General features: G+C 73.0%; 19 protein-coding genes. 7 read left to right on the top strand and 12 right to left on the bottom strand.

Annotated features, from left to right (window positions below; all coding sequences use genetic code 11):
* Nucleotides 1–2: 2 nt before the first annotated feature.
* Entirely contained in the window at nucleotides 3–1,283 is a 1,281-nt protein-coding gene (locus tag ACIHIX_RS02535) for an amino acid deaminase (protein ID WP_399948903.1), read from the bottom strand.
* A gap of 126 nt (nucleotides 1,284–1,409) precedes the next feature.
* Between ACIHIX_RS02535 and ACIHIX_RS02530 the strand changes: the two genes are divergently transcribed.
* The 7 genes from ACIHIX_RS02530 (at nucleotide 1,410) to ACIHIX_RS02500 (ending at nucleotide 7,924) form a co-directional block, all read left to right on the top strand.
* Nucleotides 1,410–2,528 (top strand): sugar kinase, encoded by a 1,119-nt coding sequence (locus ACIHIX_RS02530; protein ID WP_399948901.1) that lies wholly within the window; start codon nucleotides 1,410–1,412, stop codon nucleotides 2,526–2,528.
* Nucleotides 2,525–3,289, top strand: a complete 765-nt coding sequence (locus ACIHIX_RS02525; RefSeq protein WP_399948899.1) for an IclR family transcriptional regulator — start codon at nucleotides 2,525–2,527, stop codon at nucleotides 3,287–3,289. The genes ACIHIX_RS02530 and ACIHIX_RS02525 overlap by 4 nt, the downstream gene beginning before the upstream one ends.
* Complete coding sequence (locus tag ACIHIX_RS02520) at nucleotides 3,286–3,696, top strand: RidA family protein (protein ID WP_399948897.1); 411 nt, start codon at nucleotides 3,286–3,288, stop codon at nucleotides 3,694–3,696. Before ACIHIX_RS02525 ends, ACIHIX_RS02520 begins: the two co-directional genes overlap by 4 nt.
* A 116-nt stretch (nucleotides 3,697–3,812) precedes the next feature.
* Entirely contained in the window at nucleotides 3,813–5,294 is a 1,482-nt protein-coding gene (locus tag ACIHIX_RS02515; protein WP_399948895.1) for a GntP family permease, read from the top strand.
* A 121-nt stretch (nucleotides 5,295–5,415) separates the two neighbouring features.
* On the top strand, nucleotides 5,416–6,525 hold the full coding sequence (locus ACIHIX_RS02510) for a hypothetical protein (RefSeq protein ID WP_399948893.1): 1,110 nt from the start codon (nucleotides 5,416–5,418) through the stop codon (nucleotides 6,523–6,525).
* On the top strand, nucleotides 6,522–7,205 hold the full coding sequence (locus tag ACIHIX_RS02505; RefSeq protein ID WP_399948891.1) for a hypothetical protein: 684 nt from the start codon (nucleotides 6,522–6,524) through the stop codon (nucleotides 7,203–7,205). Before ACIHIX_RS02510 ends, ACIHIX_RS02505 begins: the two co-directional genes overlap by 4 nt.
* 53 nt (nucleotides 7,206–7,258) lie before the next feature.
* Nucleotides 7,259–7,924, top strand: coding sequence for an RES family NAD+ phosphorylase (locus ACIHIX_RS02500; protein WP_399948889.1), 666 nt, complete (start codon nucleotides 7,259–7,261; stop codon nucleotides 7,922–7,924).
* A gap of 7 nt (nucleotides 7,925–7,931) precedes the next feature.
* On the opposite strand, the gene ACIHIX_RS02495 is transcribed toward ACIHIX_RS02500, so the two are convergent.
* The 11 genes from ACIHIX_RS02495 to ACIHIX_RS02445 all read right to left on the bottom strand — a co-directional run bounded on the left by ACIHIX_RS02495 (nucleotide 7,932) and on the right by ACIHIX_RS02445 (nucleotide 21,859).
* A complete protein-coding gene (locus tag ACIHIX_RS02495) occupies nucleotides 7,932–9,806 on the bottom strand; it encodes a caspase domain-containing protein (protein ID WP_399948887.1) in 1,875 nt (624 codons plus the stop codon).
* 51 nt (nucleotides 9,807–9,857) lie between these two features.
* The gene (locus tag ACIHIX_RS02490) at nucleotides 9,858–11,885 is read right to left on the bottom strand and encodes a radical SAM protein (RefSeq protein WP_399948885.1); all 2,028 of its coding nucleotides are present in this window, start codon (nucleotides 11,883–11,885) and stop codon (nucleotides 9,858–9,860) included.
* A 58-nt stretch (nucleotides 11,886–11,943) separates the two neighbouring features.
* Nucleotides 11,944–12,903, bottom strand: coding sequence for an aldo/keto reductase family oxidoreductase (locus tag ACIHIX_RS02485; RefSeq protein WP_399948883.1), 960 nt, complete (start codon nucleotides 12,901–12,903; stop codon nucleotides 11,944–11,946).
* Entirely contained in the window at nucleotides 12,900–14,384 is a 1,485-nt protein-coding gene (locus ACIHIX_RS02480; protein WP_399948882.1) for a GMC family oxidoreductase, read from the bottom strand. Before ACIHIX_RS02480 ends, ACIHIX_RS02485 begins: the two co-directional genes overlap by 4 nt.
* Nucleotides 14,381–15,310, bottom strand: a complete 930-nt coding sequence (locus ACIHIX_RS02475) for a PfkB family carbohydrate kinase (protein WP_399948880.1) — start codon at nucleotides 15,308–15,310, stop codon at nucleotides 14,381–14,383. The genes ACIHIX_RS02480 and ACIHIX_RS02475 overlap by 4 nt, the downstream gene beginning before the upstream one ends.
* An 83-nt stretch (nucleotides 15,311–15,393) precedes the next feature.
* Nucleotides 15,394–16,197, bottom strand: a complete 804-nt coding sequence (locus ACIHIX_RS02470; RefSeq protein WP_399948879.1) for an HAD family hydrolase — start codon at nucleotides 16,195–16,197, stop codon at nucleotides 15,394–15,396.
* Nucleotides 16,194–16,739, bottom strand: coding sequence for an NUDIX domain-containing protein (locus tag ACIHIX_RS02465; protein WP_399948877.1), 546 nt, complete (start codon nucleotides 16,737–16,739; stop codon nucleotides 16,194–16,196). Before ACIHIX_RS02465 ends, ACIHIX_RS02470 begins: the two co-directional genes overlap by 4 nt.
* Before the next feature lie 25 nt (nucleotides 16,740–16,764).
* The gene (locus tag ACIHIX_RS02460) at nucleotides 16,765–17,655 is read right to left on the bottom strand and encodes an SDR family oxidoreductase (RefSeq protein ID WP_399948875.1); all 891 of its coding nucleotides are present in this window, start codon (nucleotides 17,653–17,655) and stop codon (nucleotides 16,765–16,767) included.
* On the bottom strand, nucleotides 17,652–18,668 hold the full coding sequence (locus tag ACIHIX_RS02455; RefSeq protein ID WP_399948873.1) for an ROK family protein: 1,017 nt from the start codon (nucleotides 18,666–18,668) through the stop codon (nucleotides 17,652–17,654). The genes ACIHIX_RS02460 and ACIHIX_RS02455 overlap by 4 nt, the downstream gene beginning before the upstream one ends.
* Nucleotides 18,661–19,761, bottom strand: coding sequence for a sugar phosphate nucleotidyltransferase (locus ACIHIX_RS02450; protein ID WP_399948871.1), 1,101 nt, complete (start codon nucleotides 19,759–19,761; stop codon nucleotides 18,661–18,663). The genes ACIHIX_RS02455 and ACIHIX_RS02450 overlap by 8 nt, the downstream gene beginning before the upstream one ends.
* Nucleotides 19,754–21,859 (bottom strand): glycosyltransferase, encoded by a 2,106-nt coding sequence (locus ACIHIX_RS02445; RefSeq protein WP_399948869.1) that lies wholly within the window; start codon nucleotides 21,857–21,859, stop codon nucleotides 19,754–19,756. Before ACIHIX_RS02445 ends, ACIHIX_RS02450 begins: the two co-directional genes overlap by 8 nt.
* Nucleotides 21,860–21,865 lie beyond the last annotated feature (6 nt).

Below are 21,865 nucleotides of genomic sequence, written 5' to 3'. Positions count from 1 at the left end.
TCCTAGAAGAACGTGCGGATGTAGTCGACCACCGTGCCGTCCGCCTCGGCCACCGGGATCAGCTGCCATTTGTCGAAGGACGTGCACGGGTGGGAGAGGCCGAGGCCCAGCCAGTCGCCGACCTCCAGGTCCGCGCCGGGGGCGGTGCGCAGCCAGGCGTGCTGGTCGGAAAGGCCGGTGACCTCGATCCCGGTCGCGGGCCGCTCCGCCGCCCCTTCCCGGCGTACCACCTGGGCGAACGGCAGATCCAGGTCGTAGGCGGCGTCCCGCTTGCCCGCGTTGACGAAGGCCTGCTCGGCGGAGGGCCGGGAGACGACCTGCGACCAGAGCCGGAACGCCGGTTCCAGGGCGCCCTCCTCCGGCACCCGGTTGAAGGGGGTGATCTTCCGGTAGTGCCCGTCGTCGTGCGAGACGTAGGCGCCGGAACGCAGCAACTTCAGTACGGGGAGGGAGAGTTCGGGGATCTGAGCGAAGACGTCCGCCACCGCGTCGAACCAGGCGCTGCCGCCCGCGCTGACCACGATCTCGGCCACGTCCTTGAAGCGGCCCGCCTTGTCGAAGTCGACGGCGAGCGCGACCAGCCGCCGCAGCCAGGCGTGCACCCGCTCGGGATCGGCCCGGGGCACCTCGCCCTCGTATCCCGCGACCCCGACGAGCCGCAGGGTGTCGGTGCCCGCCACGGCGTCGGCGACCGCCGCGCACTCCGCCTCGGTGCGGACACCGGTACGGGCGCCCTCACCCGCGGCGAGTTCCACGACGACGTCCACCGGCCGGACGGTCCCGCGCAGTGCCTCGTCCATCAGCTCGACGCCGCGCACGGAGTCGACGTAGCAGACGAGCCGGAAGGAGGGGTCGGTCGCCAGCTCACCGGCGATCCAGCGCAGGGCGGCGGGATCGGTCAGTTCGTTGGCGAGGAAGATCCGCTGGATGCCGTAGGCCCGGGCGACGCGGACCTGGTGCGGCACGGCCAGGGTGATGCCCCAGGCGCCGTGCTCGATCTGCCGCTGGAAGAGCTGGGGCGCCATGGAGGTCTTGCCGTGCGGGGCGAAGGCGAGGTGGTGGCGGGTCGCGTACGTCTCCATGAGCCGGAGGTTGTGTTCGAGCCGCTCGGCGGAGAGGGCCAGCACCGGGGTGGTGAAGCCGTCGGTGAAGAGGTTGCGGCGCTGGGCCGCCAGCTCGGCGACGGTGAGGCCGTCGGCGTCCGGGGGGAGGCCCTTGAAGCGGTGGTCGACCCGTTCCTCCGCGAGGCGGGCGAGAGCTTCGGTACCGGTGTCGAGGGACACGGGGCCTCCCTGATCAGGTCGGTTGCATGCTCTGCAACGTCCATTGCGTATGTCGCTTACTGGTGTCTAACATCCTGGCCAACGCCGGGTCAATGGAGCCGCCCGGGCCCGAGACGACGAGGAGCCATGACCATCCTGAACGCCCCCGACGTCACCGACACCGCCGGCGCCGCCGATGTCGTCTCGCTCGGCGAGTCCATGGTCACCTTCCTGCCCACGCGGCCGGGCCGCCTCGCCGATGTGCCGTCCTTCGACCGGGCGATCGGGGGCGCGGAGTCCAACGTGGCGTGTGCGCTGGCTGCCGCCGGTCATGCCGTGCGGTGGGTGAGCCGGGTCGGCGCGGACGGGTTCGGGGACCACCTCGTCGAGACCGTCGGGTCGTACGGCGTGGATGTGAGCGGCGTACGGCGTGATGCTTCGCGGCCGACGGGGGTGTACTTCCGTACGGCGGGGGAGCGGGGGACGGCCGCGCACGAGGTCGCCTATTACCGGGCGGGGTCGGCGGCGTCGGCGATGACGGTGGGCAATGTCGAGGTGGGTGCCGGTCGGATACTCCACCTGTCCGGGATCACGGCGGCGTTGTCCGACGGTTGCCTGGAGCTGATGCGGTCCCTGACCGCGCCGCGTGAGGAGCGCCCCGTCGTCTCCTTCGACGTGAACCACCGCTCGGGGCTGTGGCGCGACGCCGACGGGGCCGAGGTGCTGCTGGAGTTGGCGCGGGGGGCGGACGTGGTGTTCGTGGGGGAGGACGAGGCGGAGGAGGTGTGGGGGGTCACGGGCGGGCCGTCGGCGGTCCGTGAGGTGTTGCCGGAGCCGGCGGTGGTGGTGGTGAAGCAGGGAGGAACGGGGGCTACGGCTTTCGTGTCGGGTGCGGGTGAGTCGGGGCTGGTCGCGCAGTTCCCCGCGCCCCCAGATCCGCTTGACTGCGGGCAGTCGCCCACGGCAACCCCCACCTTCGAACCCGCCCCCACCGTCGACGTCGTCTCCACCACCGGTGCCGGAGATGCCTTCGCCGCCGGGTTCCTCTCCGGTGTCCTGCGGGGACTCCCCGTAGGCACAAGCCTGCGCACCGGGCACCTCTGGGCCGCCGCCGCCCTCACCGTGCCCGGTGACCTGGCGACGCCCCCTTCCCGCGCACACGCCGATCAGCTGGTCGCTCTCGACGAGCCGGCGTGGGAGAGACTTCGTCTCGGCCCCGGCTGGACGCAAGCCGCGCAGGCCCCGGAGGAGGTACGCACCCCATGAGTCAGACCGTCGACCGCGCGCTCAGCATCCTGCCGCTGCTCGCCGAGGGCCCCGCCGATCTCGGGCAGGTCGCCGACCGGCTCGGCGTGCACAAGTCCACCGCGCTGCGGCTGCTGCGCACGCTCCATGAACACGGCATGGTCTACCGCCAGTCCGACCAGCGCTACCGCCTCGGCGCCCGGCTCATCGCCCTCGCCCAGGAGGCGATGGAGAACCTCGACATCCGCGAGATCGCCCACCCCCACCTCGTACGCCTCAACGAACAGGTCGGCCACACCGTCCACCTCGCCGTGTACGAGGAGGAGGACGTCCTCTACATCGACAAGGTGGAGAGCCGCTACCCGGTGCGGATGTACTCGCGGATCGGGAAGCCCGTCGCCATCACGGTCGCCGCCGTGGCGAAGCTGCTGCTCGCCGACCTCCCGGAGGGCGAACGCCGCGCTCTCGCCGACAAGCTCGACTACCCCCTGTACACGGCCCGTTCGACACCCAACGCCCCTGCCTTTCTGAAGGAGTTGGAGCGAGTGCGCGAACAGGGCTGGGCCACCGACCTCGGTGGCCACGAGGAGTCCATCAACTGCGTCGCCGCACCGATCCGCGGCGCCGACGGCCGGGTCGTCGCCGCGATGTCGGTCTCCGCGCCGAACGTCGTCGTCACCGCCGACGAACTCCTCACCCTGCTCCCGCTGGTCCGCCGCACGGCGGACACGATCAGCGGGGAGTACTCCGGCAGAACCCCCGTCAAGGAAGTCACCCCATGACCGAGAAGATCGCGCTCACCCCCACGACCCACACCACCCCGCCCGCGAAGTTCTCGCACGGGGTGCGCAAGGGCAACATCCTCCAGGTCGCCGGGCAGGTCGGATTCCTGCCGGCGGTGGCGGGCCAGGCCCCGACGCCCGCCGGGCCGACCCTGCGGGAGCAGACCCTCCAGACCCTCGCCAACGTCAAGGCGATCCTGGAGGAGGGCGGCGCGTCCTGGGACGACGTGATGATGATCCGCGTCTATCTGACCGACGTCGACCACTTCGCCGAGATGAACGCCCTCTACAACACCTACTTCGAGGAGCAGGGGCTCACCCAGCCGCCTGCCGCCCGTACGACCGTCTACGTCGGTCTCCCCGCCGGGCTCCTCATCGAGATCGACGCGCTCGCCGTCCTCGGCTGAGCCGACACCCCCTCAACTCCCGCACGCCGTAAGCAGACGGCATGGCCCCCCACGGGTGGCCATGCCGCGATTCGCCCTGCCCGAAAGCTCCATGTTCTTACGCAGAGGACCCCCGTATGTCCCTTCCGCTCGCCGCGACCACCCCCACCGAGGCGCCACCCCACACCGGTGGACTGCTCCTCCTCATCGACGGCACCGCCGGTCTGCTGACCGTCGCCGCCCTCGGCATCGCGCTGCTGCTGTTCCTCATCATCAAGGTCAGGATCCAGCCCTTCGTGGCGCTGCTGGCCGTGTCCATAGCCGTCGGCCTGCTCGCCGGTCTCTCGGTCACCGAACTCTTCGGCACGGTCCAGAGGTCGGACGCCGTGTCCACCATCGAGTCCGGCATGGGCGGCATCCTCGGCCATGTCGCGATCATCATCGGCCTCGGCACCATGCTCGGCGCGATCCTCGAAGTCAGCGGCGGGGCGGAGGTGTTGGCGTCCCGGCTGCTCAACCTCTTCGGTGAGAAGAGGGCGCCCCTCGCGATGGGCCTCACCGGCCTGATCTTCGGTATCCCGGTCTTCTTCGACGTCGGCATCTTCGTCCTGGCGCCCATCGTCTACGCGGCGGCGAAGCGCAGCGGCAAGTCGATCCTCCTCTACTGTCTGCCCCTGCTGGCCGGCCTCTCGATGACCCACGCCTTCCTGCCGCCGCATCCCGGTCCGGTGGCCGCGGCAGGGCTGCTCCACGTCGACCTCGGCTGGGTCATCCTCATGGGCGTGGTCTGCGGCATCCCGGCGGTGCTGGCCGCGTGGGCGTTCTCGGCGTGGGTCGGCCGGCGCATCTTCGTCGCCGTACCGCAGGACATGGTCGAGGCGGCGGCGGAGGCGCGGCTCGCGGTGATCGAGGAGCAGCGGGCGCAGGGCGTCGTGCCTCGCGAGGACCCCGTCCCGCTCGGCACGGTCCTCGGCATCATCGGTACGCCGCTGGTCCTGATCCTCGCGGCGACGTTCTCCTCGATCGCCCTCGACCCGTCCACGCTCCGCTCGGTGGTCGAGTTCTTCGGCAGCCCCTTCGTCGCCCTGACGATCGCCCTGCTCCTCGCGTACTACCTCCTCGGCATCCGCCGCGGCTGGTCCCGCAAGTCCCTGGAAACGGTGTCGACCTCCTCGCTCAAGCCGGTCGGCAACATCCTCCTGGTCGTCGGCGCGGGCGGGGTCTTCGGCGCCGTCCTCAAGGCCAGCGGCGTCGCCCAGGCCCTGTCCGACACCTTCAACGACGTCGGCCTCCCGGTCATCGTCCTCGCCTACCTGATCTCGGTGGTCCTCCGGGTCGCCCAGGGTTCGGCCACCGTCGCCATCGTGACCACGGCCGGCATCGTCGCCCCCCTCCTCGCCGAGGCCGACCACTCCCAGGCCTTCGTCGCCCTCGTCATCATGGCCATCTCCGCCGGCTCCATCTTCGCCTCGCACGTCAACGACGGAGGCTTCTGGATGGTCGCCAAGTACTTCGGCATCAGCGAACGGGACACCTTGAAGACGTGGACGGTGCTGGAGACGGTGTTGTCGGTGGTGGGGTTCCTGGTGGCGGCCGTGTTGAGTCTGGTCGTTTCGTAACTGCCTTGAGAACGCCCTGAGTTCGCCCCGGGCGCGACCCGTTCGCGACCGGGGCGTGCGCTGGAATGGGTGTACGGGGCGGGCTTGTGAGGCCGGCGGCGGCGGTGCGATCCTGATCGTCATGCCGCGGTCTCCTCACGTGCCCGATCACGGAGCGGTGCTGGCGGAGGTGCGGAAGGTGCGGCGGGCCGGAGTCGTCAGGTTGCGCGCACTCGACGTACCCGCACTCGCCGGGGCCGCCCGTGAACTCCCGCGGGGAGACGGCGAGTCGCCAGGGGGGCCGGTGGAGAAGGTGCTGCGGCTCGCCGTCTCGCGGATCGGCGGCGGCACGCTCCAGACCGCCGCCGAGTACAGCCTCGGGCTCGCCCAGGGCACCCGCGACTGGCCGGCCGCCGACCGGCGCAGACGGGCCGCCCAGGTGTACGGGGTGAGCGTCGAGCGGTTCCGCAAGCACCACGAGCTCATGGTCCTCGGGCAGGTCGCCGAACAGGTCGTCCAGCTCGTCGTCCAAGGGGCCGGGAAAACACCGGCCCCCGCACCGTCGTACGAGCGCATGCCCGCCGCCCATCGCGCCCTGCGCCCGCGCGTCGACCGCCGTACCGTCCCCGTCACCCTGCACGTCCACTCCGTCGACCTGCTGCGGGACATCGATGTCGTCGTCTCGCCGTCGAACACCTACTTCGCGCTGCCCGCGCCCTACAAGTCGTCCGTCTCCGCCACACTGCGGCGCGCGGGGGCGCGCAGAGACCCCGTCGGGGGACTCGTCGAGGACAGGATCGACGACGAGTTACGGGGCTGGACCGCCCGGCACGGGTCTCCCGGCCGGGCGGCACAGCCCGGCACGGTCGCCGTCACCTCGGCGGGCGCCCTTCAGGGCCAGGGCATCCGGCGGATCTACCACGTCGCCGTCGCCGTACCCCGGCCCGAGACCAACGACTACGACGTCCAGCCCGCCGACATCACCCGAGGCGTCGCCCGGGTCTTCGCGCTGCTCGCCGAGGAAGCCGGCGCGCACGACCCGCCGCTGCGGTCCGTCTGTCTGCCCCTGCTCGGCGCCGGCCGCGGCGGACTCACCCCGCTGGAGAGCTTCGGCGCGCTGTGGGCCGCCGTCGAGGCCGAACTCGCCCGCGGCGCCGACTGGGAGATCCACTTCGTCGTACGCCGCCACGCCCGCGCCGACCTCCTGGAACGGCTGCTGACCACCGACGCCCCCGCGGAGGACGGCCGATGAGCGCGCCCGACGACCCGTACGTCGTCCTCGCCGCCGCCGCGGCCCGCTGGGACCGGGTCTCCGGGCGCCTCGCCACCGCAGAACGGGAGCGGCTGACCGGCCTGATCGCCGTCGTACGGGACCGGACACGGGACGAGCGGCTGCGGTACGCCGCCGCCCGCCAGGCCGCCGATCTGCTCGCGGCGTGGCTGCCGGACGAGTTCGGGGCGGACACCGGGGCGCGGTTCACCGGGACGCCGGGAACACCGCAGAACAGCGGGCGGCCGACCGTGCAGGGATTCGACGCCGAGGATCTCGCCGTCCTGCTCATCGACGGGCACCGTATGGTCGGCCCGGTCCTCGGGCCGGTGCGCGAACGGCTGCTCGCCGAGCCCGCGCTGGACGCCGAGACACTGCTCCGACGCGGCGGCGCCCCCTTCGCGCCCGAGCTGATCCGGCTGCCCGGCATCGGCGGACGGCTCCGGCTGCCACGGTTCCAGTTCTCTGAGGACACCCTGCCCTGGCTGGTCGTCCTGGAGGTCAACGCCCTCCTCGCCGCCGACCGCGACCCATGGGGCGCCGCCGACTGGTGGCTGTCCGCCAACGCCTGGCTCGGGACGACCCCGGTGAGTCTGCTGGGGACGGAACACGACCGCCAACTCCCTGACGTCGCCCAGTTCTTGATGAGCAGTGGAGAGTGAGCCGCCCGGTGGGAAACGATCCGCCGGACGGGAAGTGATCTGCCGGATGGGAAGTGACTGAACCCGTGCCCAACTACCGGCCGCCCGGCGCCCTGACCGGCACCCCAGGCAAGGTCACGCTCACCCGCGGCACCCCGCTCTACCGCATCCACGGCTCCCACCGCCCCGCCGCCGGCTTCAACCCGAAACCCTCCCACTGTCTGTACGGAGGCGGCCGTTTCGACGCCACCTCCTGCGACCCCTACGGCTATCTCTACGCCGGCCTCGGTCCCACGGCCGCCGTCTGCGAGACCCTGCTGCGCTCCCTGCCCTTCGACCCCGCGGGCGGCCCCCGGCTGCTGCCGCGCCGTGCCGTCGAGGGCCGCCGGCTGAGCACCCTGCGGCTCGCCGCCGACGTGGACGTGCTGCCGCTGGTCAGCGCCCAGGACCTGGCCGCCGTCCACCAGGACACCTGGCTCGTGCACACCGAGGCCCACGAGTACCCGTACACCCGCGACTGGGCCCACTGGATCCGCCACCACACCGAGCCCTGGGCCCAGGGGCTGCTGTGGGCGTCCAAGCGGGAGCCGGCCGACCGCACGGTGGTGCTGTTCGGCGACCGCAGCCCGGACGGCGCGCTGCGCGCCGAGGAGGAGGACGCCGTGGACTTCGACACGGCCGAGGGACGGGAATGGCTGAACTCCGTACTCCAGCCGTACTACGTCCAGTTGGCGCCTTAGGCCCCCGTTACGGCACGACCGTCCTGAGGGTGATCGTCTGGGTGGCCCAGCGGCCCGCCGCGCCCTGGCCGGCCGGTCCGAGGTCGCGTCCGCCGGAGGGCGCGCCGAAGCGCAGGACGTGCTCGTCCGTGCCGCCCGCCCACTGGTTCCACGCCCGCATCCGGAACGGCACGGTGTTCAACTCCCCCTCGGCCACGATCAGTTTGAGCCAGTCCCGTGCCTCCGCTCCGGACCTGACGGCCCTGGGCTGCGGCAGGGCCGGCCGCACCGGCTCCCCGTCCAGGGCGTGACCCGTCCGCCCCGGCCCGATGAAGTGGCCGGGGAACAGCACCGGGTCGCTGGCGTAGCTGTCGGTGAGGTCGAGCAGCACGCACCAAAGAGTTTTCTGTGAACGGTTGGTGAGCCGCACGGACAGCGACGGCGGCTCCCCGTCCGGTCCGTACGCGCACACGATCTCCCCCCGCCCGTCCGGCACCAGCGCGCTCCCACCGCCCCAGGGCTCGATCTCCACCCGCACCTGGTTGTCCAGGAGGGACGGCCGCGAGCCGAGATCACGGAGCCGGTGCCAACGGGTCAGGTGGGCAAGGCAGTCGACGACCACCCTTCCGTCGTACGACGATGTCGTGTCCGCCGGTGAGCCGTCCCGGTCGGCCGGCCGCGCGCCGAGCCGCAGCGGATCCACGAACCGCGTCCCGTCCCGCCCCAGCACCTCCACCGTGCCGCCGCCCGCCGCGACCACCCGGAAGTGCAGGTCGCCGAAGTCCTCCGGCGCGTCCACGACCTGGAGGAACGGCGTGGCGTACGAGGTGACGGCCGCGCGCAGCCGTGCGTCCGCGCCCTCGACACCGACCGTCGCGGGCGGTGCGGCCAGCGCCGTCGGGCTGACCGGGTAGGCCCGCCCGGGGTCCGGTGTCCAGTCCACCGGCTCCACCAGCGACCGGTCCGCCCGCACCGCACGAGCCCTGACGACCCGCCCGTCCCCGATGACCCCGAACTCCGTGCCCCCGGCGTCCGCCCCGCCCCGCAGGCCGTGCACCGTCCCGCAGTCCACCTCCCACCCCTCAGGACCGCACCGCAGCAGATGGTCGCCGACCGCGGTCGCCCCCGCGCCCGCCAGGAACGGCTGGTCGGCGGCCTCGGCCGTCTCCGGGAACAGCACTGGCTGCTGTCGGCCGCCGGACCGCCGGACCCGCGCGTCCGCCGCCGCCAGCACCTGGCGGTAGGTGGCGTCCGGGCCCGCGGTGCGGGCCGCGTCCAGCAGGGCGTGCGTGAAGATGCCGTGCCGACGGCCGTCGAACCAGCCCTCGTAAGAGAGCTGATCGAGCCGGCTCGCGGCCAGCAGGAGATGCCGTGCGGTGCCTGGAGCGGGGGCCGTGCCGCGGGGGGCGGGCCACTCCGGGCGGGGTGGTGCCCAGCGGGCGGTCAGATCCGCCGGGACCCGGTCCTCGCGGGTCGCGCCGCCCGAGTAGCAGCAGTCGAGGACCGCCACCACCTGCGCCCCGCGCCCCGCCACCTCGTCCAGCAGCGCGCCCAGGCGCTTGTCGGACAGCGGGCCGTCCACGCAGACCAGCGCCTGGCTCAGGCCCGTCGCCTCGACGAGGAGCTCGGCGCCGGTGGCCACCCGCTCACTGCCGTGCCCCGAGAACCAGAACAACGCCGTGTCCCCGGCCCCGGCCGACCCGAGGAACGTGCGAATGCCGTCCTCGACGACGGAGACCGTCGCCGCGCCGTCCAGCACCGTCCGCACCTCGACGCCGTCCCCGCCCCGCTCCTCCAGCAACTCCCGGGCCGCGCCCACGTCGTTGACGCAGCCCGAGAGGGGTGTGGCGATATGCGGTGGGTAGGCGTTGACGCCCGCCATGAACGCGTAGATCGTCCCCATGGCCGGAAGTGTGGCACGGCACCCGTCAGGTCGGGGTGCCCCTCCGTTCCCTCAACTCCGTTCCCTCAACTCCGTTCCCCGGCGCCGGATCGCGCCCGGGTCGCGCAGTTCGTGGGTGAGGAGGCGTTCCGCGAGGGCGGTGCGGTGTTCCGGGGCGAGCGCGGTCACGGCGGCGATCAGCTCGTCCGGGGTGGACGCGGGACCGTGGCCGAGGAGTCGGGCGGACTCGGCGTCCAGGGGCGGGTGGTCCTCGGAGGTCGGGGCGCCGAGGACCACCCGGCGCAGGGGCTCCGCCGAATCGTCCGGCAACAGGTCGGCGTAGCGGGGAAGGTCGGCGTCCGAGGCGATCAGCAGCAGGTGCTTGGCGATCAGGTCGGCTTCCGGGAAGGGGGTGCGGACGGCCAGGGGGGTGAGGGTCTCGGGCGGCAGGCCCAGGACACAGCCCGCGTGGAGCAGCACCTCGCGGACGTGGCCGGCCGCGGGGGCGTCGGGGAGCAGGGCCGCGGTGCGGGACAGGAACCCGGCGAGGAGCTCCTCGCCCACCGCCCGGTCGGTCTCCTCGGCGCCCCGGTAGTAGCGCGCCAGGTACAGCTGCCACCAGGCCAGTTGGACCCCGTACAGCTCCCCCACGACCGCCGTGTACGCCTCGTCGGGGAGCAGCTCCCGCAGGGCCGGCACCAGGTCGCGGTAGACCAGGCGCATCCAGGTGTGCGGGGAGCGCTGGATGCCCCAGCACTCGCCGTGGGTGTAGTCCCCGAGGAGCTCGGCGAGGCTCAGTGCGCCCCTGGTGAGGTCGGTGCGGAAGTCGCCCGCTCCGGTGGGCTCGAAGGCGTAGAAGTGGTCGGCGGAGCGTGACGGCCGGGGCGTGGGCAGGGCGTGGTCGATCAGCTCCTCCACCTCCGCGTACCGCTTCAGCAGTGTGTCGTGGTCGAGGGTGAGGCGCGGGTGCAGCGGGTCGGCGAACCGTGTCTTGATCTTGGCGATCTCCTCGGACAGCGCCTGGTAGAGGAAGACCTTGTCGAAGCGGTGGCTGAACGACAGCCCGATGTAGGGGAAGACGGTGCAGCTGCGGCACTCCGAGCGCTGGCCCACCTCCTCGTCCCGCACCCTGAGGAACTCCGGGTCCTGCACCAGCTCGCGCAACGGGCGGTCCCACTCGACCGAGTTGTCGAAGGCGTGGTAGCAGGGCAGCACCAGGCGGCCGTCCGGGCCGACGGTGAGGATGCGCTTGTTGGCGTAGCAGTCGGTCGGCGCGGTGGGATCGAGGGTCTCCATGTACTTGCGGAAGTGCAGGTTGATCAGCGCGAACGGCTGGTACAGCAGCCGCATCAGCCGGGCGGAGATCGGGCCGTCGGTCGGCTCCGACTCGTCCATCCGGTCCGAGCGGCCCGCGGGCACGGCGTCCGCGAGCGGCTTCCCGTTCTGCTCGATCAGCGGGAGCTTCAGCTTGCGGGCGGTCCGGTTGGTGTCACGGACGGTGTCCTGTTCGTCGAAGTACTCGAACATGCCGGAGAAGTAGACGGTGATCCGGTTGTCGTGGGCGAAGCGCAGCAGGTCCGGTATCTCGTCGACGTTCTCCCGGGTGACCACGCAGATCAGCTTGAGGTTGCCGGTGCCGGTGGCGATGACCTTCTCGATGACGTCGAGCGCGCGGTCCAGGGTGGGCACCCCGCGGATCTGCCGGTAGCGGTCCGCGCGGAGGGTGTCCAGGGAGACGTTCATGGTGTCGACGTACGGGACGATCGCGTCGATGTGCTTGGCGAACCGGATGCCGTTGCTGGTGATCTCCACGGCCATGCCGAGCGACTTGGCGTACTGCACGATGCCGTCGATGTGCGGGTGCAGCACGGGCTCGCCGCCGGTGAAGTCGACGTAGCGCACGCCCAGTTCGTACAGCTCGTCGAGGATCTGGTGGGCCTTGTCCAGGGTGAGTTCCTCGTAGCCCTTGAACTTGTCGTCCTGCCAGACGTTGCAGTAGCCGCAGAGCGAGTTGCAGCGGAAGGTGATGTAGAAGCGGGCCGAGGTGATCTGCGCCCGGTCCGTGGGCAGGGCGGTGGTGGCGGTGGTGCTCGCGGTCACGTGTGGGTTCTCCGTCGGTAGGTACGGCGGGGGAGGGTGGATGCGAACGGTTCCTGGGTCAGGGCAGCGGGGTCTCGCGGGCCGCGATCCACAGCTCGTACCACTCCTCGTGGGTGAGGTCGGGTGCGTGCAGGGCCGCGTCGCGGCAGGCGCGGATGCGGTCGGGCCGGCTGGTGCCGATGACCGGGACGACCCCGGCCGGGTGGCGGGCGAGCCACCACAGCAGGACCGTCTCGGGGGTGGTGCCCTTGGCGCGGGCCAGCCGGCGCAGCAGCCGGGTGGCGGGGGAGTCGGTGGGGCGGGGATCGTCGCCGGTGTAGCGGCCTCGGGCCAGCGCGCCCCAGGCCTGGAGCTGGATGCCCTGGTCGACGCAGTGCTCGACCGTGCCCTCGGGGAAGCCGTTGGCGGTGGCTGCGGAGGTGTTGAGCAGGACACCGGCCTCGACCCAGTCGCGCCGGGCCAGGCTCATCTCCAACTGGTTGACGGTGAGCGGCAGTTCGAGGCGGGCCTGGAGGTGGGCGATCTGGGCCGCGCTCATGTTGGAGACCCCGAAGCGGCGGACCAGGCCCCGCCGGTGCAGTTCGTGCAGGGCGCCCGCGATCTCGTCGGGGCCGGTCAGCGGGTCGGGGCGGTGGAGCAGCAGCGTGTCGACGACGTCGGTGCGCAGCCGGGCGAGGCTCTCCTCGACGCGCCGGACGACCGAGTCGGCCCGCAGGTCGTACCGCCCCGGCCGGTCTCCTTCGGCGAGCCTGATCCCGCACTTGGTCTGGAGCGTGATCCGCTCCCGCAGTCCGGGCGTCCGGGCCAGCACCTCCCCGAACACCGCCTCGGACTTCCCGAACCGGTAGATGTCCGCGTGGTCGAAGACGGTGATCCCGCACCCCAGAGCCGCCTCGACGGCGGCCTGCGCCCGGTCGACGTCCTCGGGGGTGTGGGGCGTACGGTCCCACGCGCCGCCGAGTCCCATGCAACCGTAGATCAGCCGGGTCTCGGGGGCGTTCACCGCGCTCGCGGTCATCGGGCGTCCCCCTCCTTGAGTGCGTCGGCCAGCAGCTCGGCCGTGGCGAGCACCGGCAGCTGGGTGTTGGCGGCGGGCACCGTCGGCAGGACGGAGGCGTCGGCGATCCGGAGGTTGGCCACACCTCGCACCCGGCCCACCCCGTCGGTGACGGCGAGCGGGTCGTCGTCGGGGCCCATCGCGCAGGTGCCCACGGGATGCCAGTAGGCGCCGAGCCGGGCGCGCAGCTCGTCGTCGGCCGGCCGGTGCGAGGCCGGGCGGTCCGCCAGGGCCGCGAGCGGTGGCGTCGCCGCGAGCCGTTCGGCCATCTCCAGGCCCTCCCGGAGTACGGCGAGGTCGTGGCCGTCCGGGTCGGTGAGGAACCCGGGGTCGATGTCGAGGGGGGCCGCGGGGTCGGCCGAGCGGAGCCGGACCCGGCCGCGCGAGGCGGGCTTCATCACGAACGCGGCGATGCCGGCCTCGTACTCGCCCGGCGGCAGCGTGCCGAACAGCGGATCTCCGGCGGAGGGCAGGAGGTGCAGGTCCCAGCCGCCCGGCGGACAGTGCGTGCTGGCGGCCCGGACCAGCATCCGGCTGACGTAGAGCTCGCCCTTCTCGTCCTGCGCGGCCAGCGCCGCGTTGAGGCCGGGCGTGGGGGTCAGGGGGAGGAACACCCCCGGCTGGTCGGAGAGGTTGGCGCCGACGCCGGGCAGGTCGACCTCGGCCCGGATGCCCAGCGCCCGCAGTTCGTCGGCCGGCCCGACGCCGCTGCGCAGCAGCAGCCCGGCGGAGCCGAAGGTGCCGCAGGCGACGACGTACGTGTCCGCGGTGAGCGTCTCGCGCCGCCCGGCGACGACGACCTCGGCGCCCACCACCGCGCCGCCGCGCAGCACCAGCCGGTCCGCGGTCGCGTCGCCCAGGACGGTGAGGTTGGCGCGGGAGCGGGCCGGGCCGAGATAGCCGAAGGCGGCGTTCCAGCGCAGCCCGTCGAGCGCGTTGAGCAGGGGCGTGCCGCGTCCGGGCGGGCCGGGAGCGCCCATGTCGACGGCGTCGTGGCCGAGTTCGCGGGCGCCTTGCAGGGCCGCGCGGGCCCATACGCTGAACTCCCCGTCCGGCACGTCCCGCAGCCGCATCCGGGCCGTGGCCCGGTCCCGGTACGGGGCCATGCCCGCCGCCGACCAGCGGGGACCGCCGGCCCGGGTCCACTCCGCGTGGTCGGCGGCCGAACCCCAGGTGTGCCAGCAGCCGTTGACGCAGGACGAGCCGCCGAGGACGCGGGCGCGCAGCCGGTGGACGGCGACCCCGCGCTCCCAGACGTGGTCGCGGGGCAGGGCGCGGGCGTCCCGCAGGGTGCGCGGCCAGGCCTCGGGGTCCGGGCCGTGGTCGGGGCCCGCCTCCACCAGGCAGACCGTGCGGTCCGGGTCCTCGCTCAGCCGGGCGGCGAGCACACAGCCCGCCACCCCGCCGCCGAGGACCAGGACGTCGTGGTGGAACCCGGTCACCCCCGCACCCCGGCGGCGTCCAACTCCGCGACCCGCGCGAGGAGTTCCTCGCGTCCGATCGCGTCGGCCCGCGTCGAGGGCACCGTGCAGGCGTGGGCGCCCGCGATCGCCCCGTACCGGGCGCAGCGCAGCGGGTCGGCGCCGTCCAGCCAGCCCAGCAGGAACGCGGCGGCGAAGGCGTCACCGGCGCCGTTGGAGTCGACCACGGGCGCCGGCGGCTCCACCACGGGCACGTGCGTGATCTCGCCGTCGACCAGCAGATACGCGCCCTCGGCCCCGGCGGTGGCGACGACGATCCGGGCCCGGCCGCGCGCCACGATGTCCCGCATGGTGGCCTCCGGGTCGGCCAGCGCGGTCGTGGACAGGAAGACCAGGTCGGCGCCGAGCGCGAACGGCTCGTGGTACGGGTTCGCGCCGTCCCAGTTGTGCAGGTCCGTCGAGATGCTGACCCCGGACTCGCGCAGCACCGGCAGCGCGTACGAGCACGGGTAGGTGATCACCACATGCGCGTGCCGGCTGCCGGCGGCCAGGGCGCGCAGGGTGTCCTCGGGCAGCCGGTCCGACTCCTGGCTGCGGGTGTCGTCGTACAGCGACAGCCGCCGGCCGTCCGGGTCGACCAGGTTGACCGCGCGCTTGGTGCCCGCGGCGGACGGCACCTCGGTGAGGCCGATGCCCCGGTCCCGGTGCAGTGCCCGGACCAGGTCGCCCTCGGGGTCGTCGCCGAGCAGGTCGATGTGGTGGGTGCGCAGCCCCAGGGAGTGCGTGCCGAGCGCGAAGAAGTCGCCGCTCTGGCCGCCGCGGGTCACGATGCCCGGCCTGATCATGTAGCTGTCGGCGTACGGGAGCGGCAGCTCCGGGACATGGACGACGGTGTCCACGCCCGCGCCGCCCAGGACGAGGACGTCGGTCTCGGTCTCGGTGCTCATGGGGTCGGCTCGTTCCTCTCGGGGGCCAAGGGTTGGTGAGTCAAGCAGCCGTGTGCACGACTGGCAAGAATTTGCAGAAAGTTTCAGCAAGTTGGGAACAACCGCTCCAGCACCGCCGCCACCCCGTCCTCCTCGTTCGTCGGGGCGATCTCGTCGGCGTGGTGGCGTAGTCCGGGGTGGGCGTTGCCCATGGCGACGCCATGCCCGGCCCAGGTGAGCATCGGGATGTCGTTGGGCATGTCGCCGAAGGCGACGGTGTCCGCGGCGCGGAAACCGAGCAGGCGAGCGGCCTCGGCGAGCCCGCTCGCCTTGGTCACCCCGGCCGGCAGCAGCTCGACCATGCCCTCACCGGAGTGGGTGACCTCGATCCGCCCGGCGCCGACCCGTACCGCGAGCCCGGCCAGCCGGTCGTCGTCCAGCAGGCGGCTGCGGATGAGGACCTTCTCCACGGGCCGCGTCCACAGCCCCTCCGGGTCCTCGACCAGCCGCCAGCCGTGCCGCACCCGCTCCCCGAACCCCGGCGTGACCAGGAACTCCCCGGCGAGCCCCGCCGTGACGACCCCGAGCGCCAACGGGCCCGCCGCCTCCGAGATGCGCCACACCAACTCCCGTACCAGAGTGCGGTCGAGGGTCGCCGAGGAGAGCAGGCGGTCGGCGCCGACGTCGTACAACTGGGCGCCCTGCCCGCAGATCGCGAGCCCCTCGTAGCCGAGGGGCGCGAGCAGGCTCCGGCAGCCCGCGGCAGGGCGCCCGGTGACGACCAGATGGCGGGCACCGGCGGCACCGGCCCGCGCGAGGGCCCCCTGGGTGCGCGCGGAGACGGTGAGGTCACCGCGGAGCAGGGTGCCGTCGAGGTCGGTGGCGACGACGGCGTACCGCGCGCTCACCCGGCCCCTCCCAGATGCAGCCCGAGCAGCGTGTACGCCGCGAGCGTCGCCGCGTCCGTGACGCGGCCCCCGCGGATCAGGGCCCGCCACTCGTCCGGCGCCACCCGGCGCTGCCGCATGTCGGCCTCGGTCGCCTCCCGCTCCGGGGCGCCCTCGGTCAGCTCCTCGGCGAGGAAGACGTGGCAGCCCTGGCTGGCGTACCCGTAGGCGACATGCATCCGGCCCAGGTACGTCATCCGGTCGGCCCGCAGCCCCGTCTCCTCGCGGAGTTCGGCGCGGGCCAGGTCGAGCGGGGCCTCGCCCTCGTGCCCGGCGGGCCAGGAGCCCTGCGGGAACTCCCAGTAGCGGCCGGCGACCGGGTAGCGGTACTGCTCCACGAGATGGAACCCGCCGTCTGCGTCCCGGGGGATCACCAGCGCGAAGTCCGGCTTGTCGACGACGCCGTACAACCCCGGGCTGCCGTCCGGCCGTTGGACGTCGTCCTCGCGGACGGTCATCCACGGGTTGCGGTAGACCTCGCGGGAGCGGACGGTACGGATCACGGACCCGCCTCCTCCATCACATCGATCACTTCGCGGCCTCCAGCAGGTCGCGTACGCCCTCGGCGACCCCGCGCACCCGCAGGCCGTGCGGACGCAGGACGTCGTCCAGGAGAGTGCTGGTCAGACAGGTGTGGGTGGGACGGCTGGCGTACCGGCCGTGCGCCTTGGGCACCCGCACGACCCGGGAGCGCGGCACGCCGAGCCCGTCGGCGACGGCCTCCGCCCACTCGGCCCGCGAGACCCGGTCGGGCCCGCCGAGATGCAGCAGCCCGGGCGTGCCGGGGGTGAGGGCGGCGGCGGTCACGGCGGCGACGTCGTCGACGAGGACCGGCGTCGTCCACTGGTCGTCCGGCGCCTCCACCCGCTCCCCGCTGCTGAGCCTATGGGCGCAGGAGGCGAAGAAGTTCAGCCACTTCACCGACTCGGCGGGCTCCCAGCCGTAGACCAGGCTCACCCGCAGCACGGTCGTGTCCGCGGCCTCCCGGACGATCCGCTCGGCGGCCAGCTTGGCCCGCCCGTAGGCGTTCGCGGGAGCGGTCGCGGTGGACTCGTCGTTGTCGGGGCGGCTGCCGTCGAAGACGTTGTCGGTGGAGATGAAGACCGTACGACGCCCCTGTGCGGCCCGGGTGAGATGGGCCGCCGCGGCGGTGTGCAGCGCGGTGGCCCGCTCGGGTTCTGCCTCGCACCAGGTCACGTCGGACGGGCCGTGCACCAGGACGAGCTGGTCGGGCCGCACCGCGTCGACGACCCGCGCGCAGGCCTCCGCGTCGGCCGCGTCGAGCCGTACCCAGGCCGCGTCGGACCCGGTGGGCAGCCGGCGTGAGGCCAGCACGGGGGTGCCGCCCTCGGCGGCCAGGCGGGCGGCGACGGCCCGTCCGACGAAGCCGCTGCCCACGATCAGCGTGGTGGTGCTCATACGACCGCCACCGCCCCCCGCGCCGCCAGCAGCCGCCCCGCCCCGATCAGACCGTGGTCGTCGTCCGGGGCGGCGAGAGACACCATCCGGCGGACCTCGGCACCGGACAGACCGAAGCAGCCGAGGCGTTCCAACTCCTCGGTGAGCAGCTCGACATAGCGCGGCCCGACGGCGAGGGCGAAGCCGCCCATCAGCAGATAGCGGCGAACCCCGATGGAGGTGAACACCGAGATGATCGCCGAGGCCAGATGGGTGAGGCCGGTGCGCAGGACGTCCGTCGCGAAGGCGTCCCCCGTGCGCACCGCGGCCACCAGCGCCGGGTTGTCCAGGAGTTCCGGGTCGGGGGCGGTCGCCGCGAGCGCCGAGCGGGCGTAGCCGTCGGGGTCGGCGTGGGCGGCGCGGCGCGCGGAGGCGAGGGCGCCCCGGCCTGAGGCGATGCCACCGAGGTGGCCCCGGCCGCCGCAGTCGCAGACCAGCGCCTGCGGGGAGCGGTCGCAGGTCCAGTGGCCCAGCTCACCGCCGTGGCCCTCGGCGTCGAGGAGCACCTCGCCCGCCCGGTACACCTTGCTGCCGATCCCGGAGCTCACCGTGATCAGACAGAACGGCGGCTCGTCGGGGCCGTGCACATAGCGCCAGGCGGCGGCCGTCAGATCGTTGACGACGACCACCGGCACCCCGAGCCGCTCCTCCAGCGTCTCCCGCACCGGCAGCGGCTCCCCGCGCCCGCCCCACACGGTGGGCGCGGCCATCACCCGGCCGTCGGCGGTCACGGGCCCCGCGAAGGCCACTGCGACCGCCCGGCCGCCGTGCCGCGCCAGGGCCTCCCGGCACAGCCCGGTGAGCTGCTCGGTCACCCGCTCCTGAAGCAGCGGCACGGGCGCGCCGGGGTGGCGGGCCAGGCCCTCGGTGGGGGTGCGGCGGACGTCGGACAGGGCGCCGGTGGCCAGGTCGTAGCGGGCGGTGCGCAGGGTGGTGCCGCCGAGGTCGACCACCGTGCAGGCGTGCTCAGACACGGGCCGCTCCCGTCCGCGACGCGACGGACTGCACGGTCCCGTCCTCCAGCACGACCGCCGAGTCGATCTCGGCCCCCGCGGGCACCACCGCCCCCGGCAGCAGCACACTCCGGCTCACCCGCGCCCCCGCCCCGACCCGGACGCCGGGAAAGGCGACGCTCTGCTCCAGCACCCCCTCGTTGACGAGGTCGCCCGGCACCAGGCTGCGGTCCACGCCGGGCGCGGACACCACCACCTCACGCCGCACCTCCGGCCGTACCGTGCGCGGCAGTTGGGCCAACCCCAGGGACGGCGCCGCGTCGACCAGCGCCAGATGCGCCCGGTGATAGCGGTCGACCGTGCCGATGTCCTCCCAGTGCCCCGGCACCTCGTGCCCGAGGATCCGCTCACCGCCCGCCAGCATCGCCGGGATGACGTCCCGGCTGATGTCGTGCTGCCAGTCGGTGCCGTCCAGCTTCTCCAGATAGTGGTGGAGCCGGGCGGCGTCGAAGACGCAGAACGCGGCGAAGACCAGGTCGCTGGTCGGCTCGGCCGGCTTCTCCACGAACGCGGTGAGGCTCCCGGACGCGTCGAACTCGACCATCCCGAACAGATGGACGTAGCGCCGCTCGATCCGCTGGTAGGCCACGGTCAGCGCGGCCCCGGAGCGCCGGTGCGCGGCGATCAGCGGCCCGTAGTCGAAGCGGTAGACATGGTCCGCGTGCAGCACCAGCACCTCGGAGGTGCCGGGCCCGAACAGATGAGGCGCCTTGCGGATCAGCGCGTCGGCGGTCCCCCGCTCGGGTGTGCCGCCCGGGGGCGGCGGACGGTACCCGGTGCCTTCGCGGTAGGAGCGGTCGTACGGCCCGAAGTGCACCCGGAACCCGGGCCGCCACCAGACGCGGTACAGGTCGTCCATCAGCTGCCGTTCCTCGTACTGGGACAGCAGCAGCACCTCGTCGAACCCGGACGCCTCGGCGTTGGCGAGCGAGAAGTCGATCAGCCGGCAGGAACCCCCGAACGGCACCAGCGGCTTGAGCCGGCCGTGCCCCAGCGGTCCCATCCGGCGGCCCTCACCGCCCGCGAGCAGCGCGGCGCGCACCCCGTCAGCCATGGCGCACCACGTCCCACGCGGAGCGGCCGTCGGCCAAGGTCAGCAGCAGGTTCAATTCCCCTCCAGTGGTCGGTAGTTCGTCCAGGCGGGCGGTGAACTCGCCGGTCCCGTGCGCGGTCAGCCGGTGGACCACCGGCTGCCGACGCCCCGCCCCGGCACCGGCCGCCGCGAGGGCGACCAGCTCCACGCGGGCGGCGTGCGGCAGGCGGTAGACCAACCGCCCGTCCTCGATCGAGCGACGCCCGTCGAGGCGGGCCCGCAGCTCCGGGTCGTCGCCCGCCGCACGGGCGCAGCGGGCGAAGTCGGCGCGCGCCCAGGCGGCTTCGAACAGCGCCCGGCGGACCTCGGGGTCCAGGGGACGGCAGCGTGCGTACACCTCGGCGTCGCCGTACCGCGCGGCGGCCGTGGCGACGGCGTCGGCATGGCGGCCGTAGTCCTCGTCGGACAGCAGGTCGAACCAGCCGTACCGCAGCAGGAGTTCGACATCGGGCGTCGGGCGCTCGCCCTTCCACAGGGCGGCGAAGGCGTCCAGGTGCTGCCGGGCGGTCTGTGACCAGGTGAACCGCCGGGCGTTACGGACCGAGTTGGCGCTCAGCCTCGCGTAGTCCTCCGGCCGCTCCCGCAACAGCGCCGCCGCCTCCTGGATGCGTCGGGCCAGTGCGTCGACGAGCAGCGAGTCGTCCTCGGCGAAGGAGCGGTTGACGGCGAAGCCCGTGGCGTCCGGGCTGGTCAGCGGGTCGGTGACATGGCCGAAGTGGGCCATGCCGAGCTGGGCGGTGGCGATCGGCACCGCGCCCACGGCCATGGCCTCGCCCTGGGCGATCAGGAACGTGTCCATCTCGAACTTGGACGGGAAGAGACAGAAGTCGGAGGAGGCCGCGTAGGCGACGATCCGCTCCTCCTCGACCCGCTCGCACTCCAGATGGACGCGGTCCTTGTGGCGTTCGACGACCTCACGGACGTACGGGTCGTCGATGCCGCCGTCGCTGAGGCAGCGCAGTACGAAGTTGGCGGCCAGGCCCTCGCCGAGGACGCGGTCGACGGCCCGGAACAGCTCCAGCTGGCCCTTGTGGTTCACGGCGTACCGGGCGTTGTGGAAGAAGGTGGGCAGGTCCGGGTCGAGGCCGAGCCGGCCGAGGACCGCGGCCCGGTCCACGGCGGGGCGCTCGGCCGCCGTCCAGCGGTCACCGATCGCGCACCCGCCGACGAAGCTCTTGTGCGCGTTGCGCCGCACGGTGTCGTACACCGGCAGCCGCCGGAACAGCTCCTCGAAGGGCGTGTCGGCGAACGCGGTGTAGAACTCCAGATGCCCGGGGGAGAGGAAGTCGACGAGGTCGGCGTGGTCGGCGACCAGGTCGTACACGCCGATGTGCCCCGGGCCGTACTCGTAGTGCAGATGGGTGCGTTGCTGGTAGGCGCTGAGCACGGGAGCAGGCGACTCGGCCGGATCGTCGGCGGGCAGGGTCAGGGGCGCGTCCAGGAATTCCAGCAGGCGTTCCACCTTCGGCCGGTACACCTTCTTGGTGATCGGCATGTTGCTCTGCACGGTCCCGACGACCAGCTTCGACGGGTCGTCGCGGAACGCGGCCGGCACCAGGTAGTGGTAGTACGGCTCGTGGGCGTGCACGAGCGCCTTCTCGCCGCCGAACCAGGACCGCACGAACCGCACGGTGTCGACCTGGTGGGCGAGCGGCTTGAAGAAGACCAGGTCCCGGCCCTTGCTGTCGTACGGCGGGTAGAAGCGGTCGGGGAGTTCGTCCAGCATCCGGTTGGAGAGGAAGTACAGGTCGACGCCGTCCAGGCGGAGCCGGTGCGCGGTCGTGGTGAGCGGGACGCTCACCTCCGCCGGGAAGCGCTCGCCCCAGGTGTCCGGATCGAGGACCAGCGGGAGTTCGTACGTGTCCTCGTAGTCGAGGGTTTCCAGGTCGTACGAGGCCCGCAGCTCGGCCGTTCGGCCGTGCGCCGGGGTGATGACGCTGACCCGGTGGCCCTCCTCGGCGAAGGCCTTGGAGAGGTTCCACAGGTAGACGGAGATGCCGCCCTGGAGGAAGCGGTGGTCGAAGCCGCCGCACTCGAAGTAGGTCTCTATGACATGCACGGGTGT

This window comes from Streptomyces sp. NPDC051913, assembly GCF_044593635.1.
GTDB lineage: Bacteria > Actinomycetota > Actinomycetes > Streptomycetales > Streptomycetaceae > Streptomyces.
Note: the sequence above shows the minus strand (reverse complement) of the source record. Positions and strands in the feature narration are given on the sequence as shown.

Bases quoted from the DNA above. Each gene is read 5' to 3' on its own strand.
- ACIHIX_RS02505 (WP_399948891.1), top strand. From the start codon at position 6,522: ATGAGCGCGCCCGACGACCCGTACGTCGTCCTCGCCGCCGCCGCGGCC.
- ACIHIX_RS02525 (WP_399948899.1), top strand. From the start codon at position 2,525: ATGAGTCAGACCGTCGACCGCGCGCTCAGCATCCTGCCGCTGCTCGCC.
- ACIHIX_RS02510 (WP_399948893.1), top strand. From the start codon at position 5,416: ATGCCGCGGTCTCCTCACGTGCCCGATCACGGAGCGGTGCTGGCGGAG.
- ACIHIX_RS02485 (WP_399948883.1), bottom strand. From the start codon at position 12,903: ATGACCGCGAGCGCGGTGAACGCCCCCGAGACCCGGCTGATCTACGGT.
- ACIHIX_RS02495 (WP_399948887.1), bottom strand. From the start codon at position 9,806: ATGGGGACGATCTACGCGTTCATGGCGGGCGTCAACGCCTACCCACCG.
- ACIHIX_RS02450 (WP_399948871.1), bottom strand. From the start codon at position 19,761: ATGGCTGACGGGGTGCGCGCCGCGCTGCTCGCGGGCGGTGAGGGCCGC.
- ACIHIX_RS02530 (WP_399948901.1), top strand. From the start codon at position 1,410: ATGACCATCCTGAACGCCCCCGACGTCACCGACACCGCCGGCGCCGCC.
- ACIHIX_RS02475 (WP_399948880.1), bottom strand. From the start codon at position 15,310: ATGAGCACCGAGACCGAGACCGACGTCCTCGTCCTGGGCGGCGCGGGC.
- ACIHIX_RS02520 (WP_399948897.1), top strand. From the start codon at position 3,286: ATGACCGAGAAGATCGCGCTCACCCCCACGACCCACACCACCCCGCCC.
- ACIHIX_RS02460 (WP_399948875.1), bottom strand. From the start codon at position 17,655: ATGAGCACCACCACGCTGATCGTGGGCAGCGGCTTCGTCGGACGGGCC.
- ACIHIX_RS02515 (WP_399948895.1), top strand. From the start codon at position 3,813: ATGTCCCTTCCGCTCGCCGCGACCACCCCCACCGAGGCGCCACCCCAC.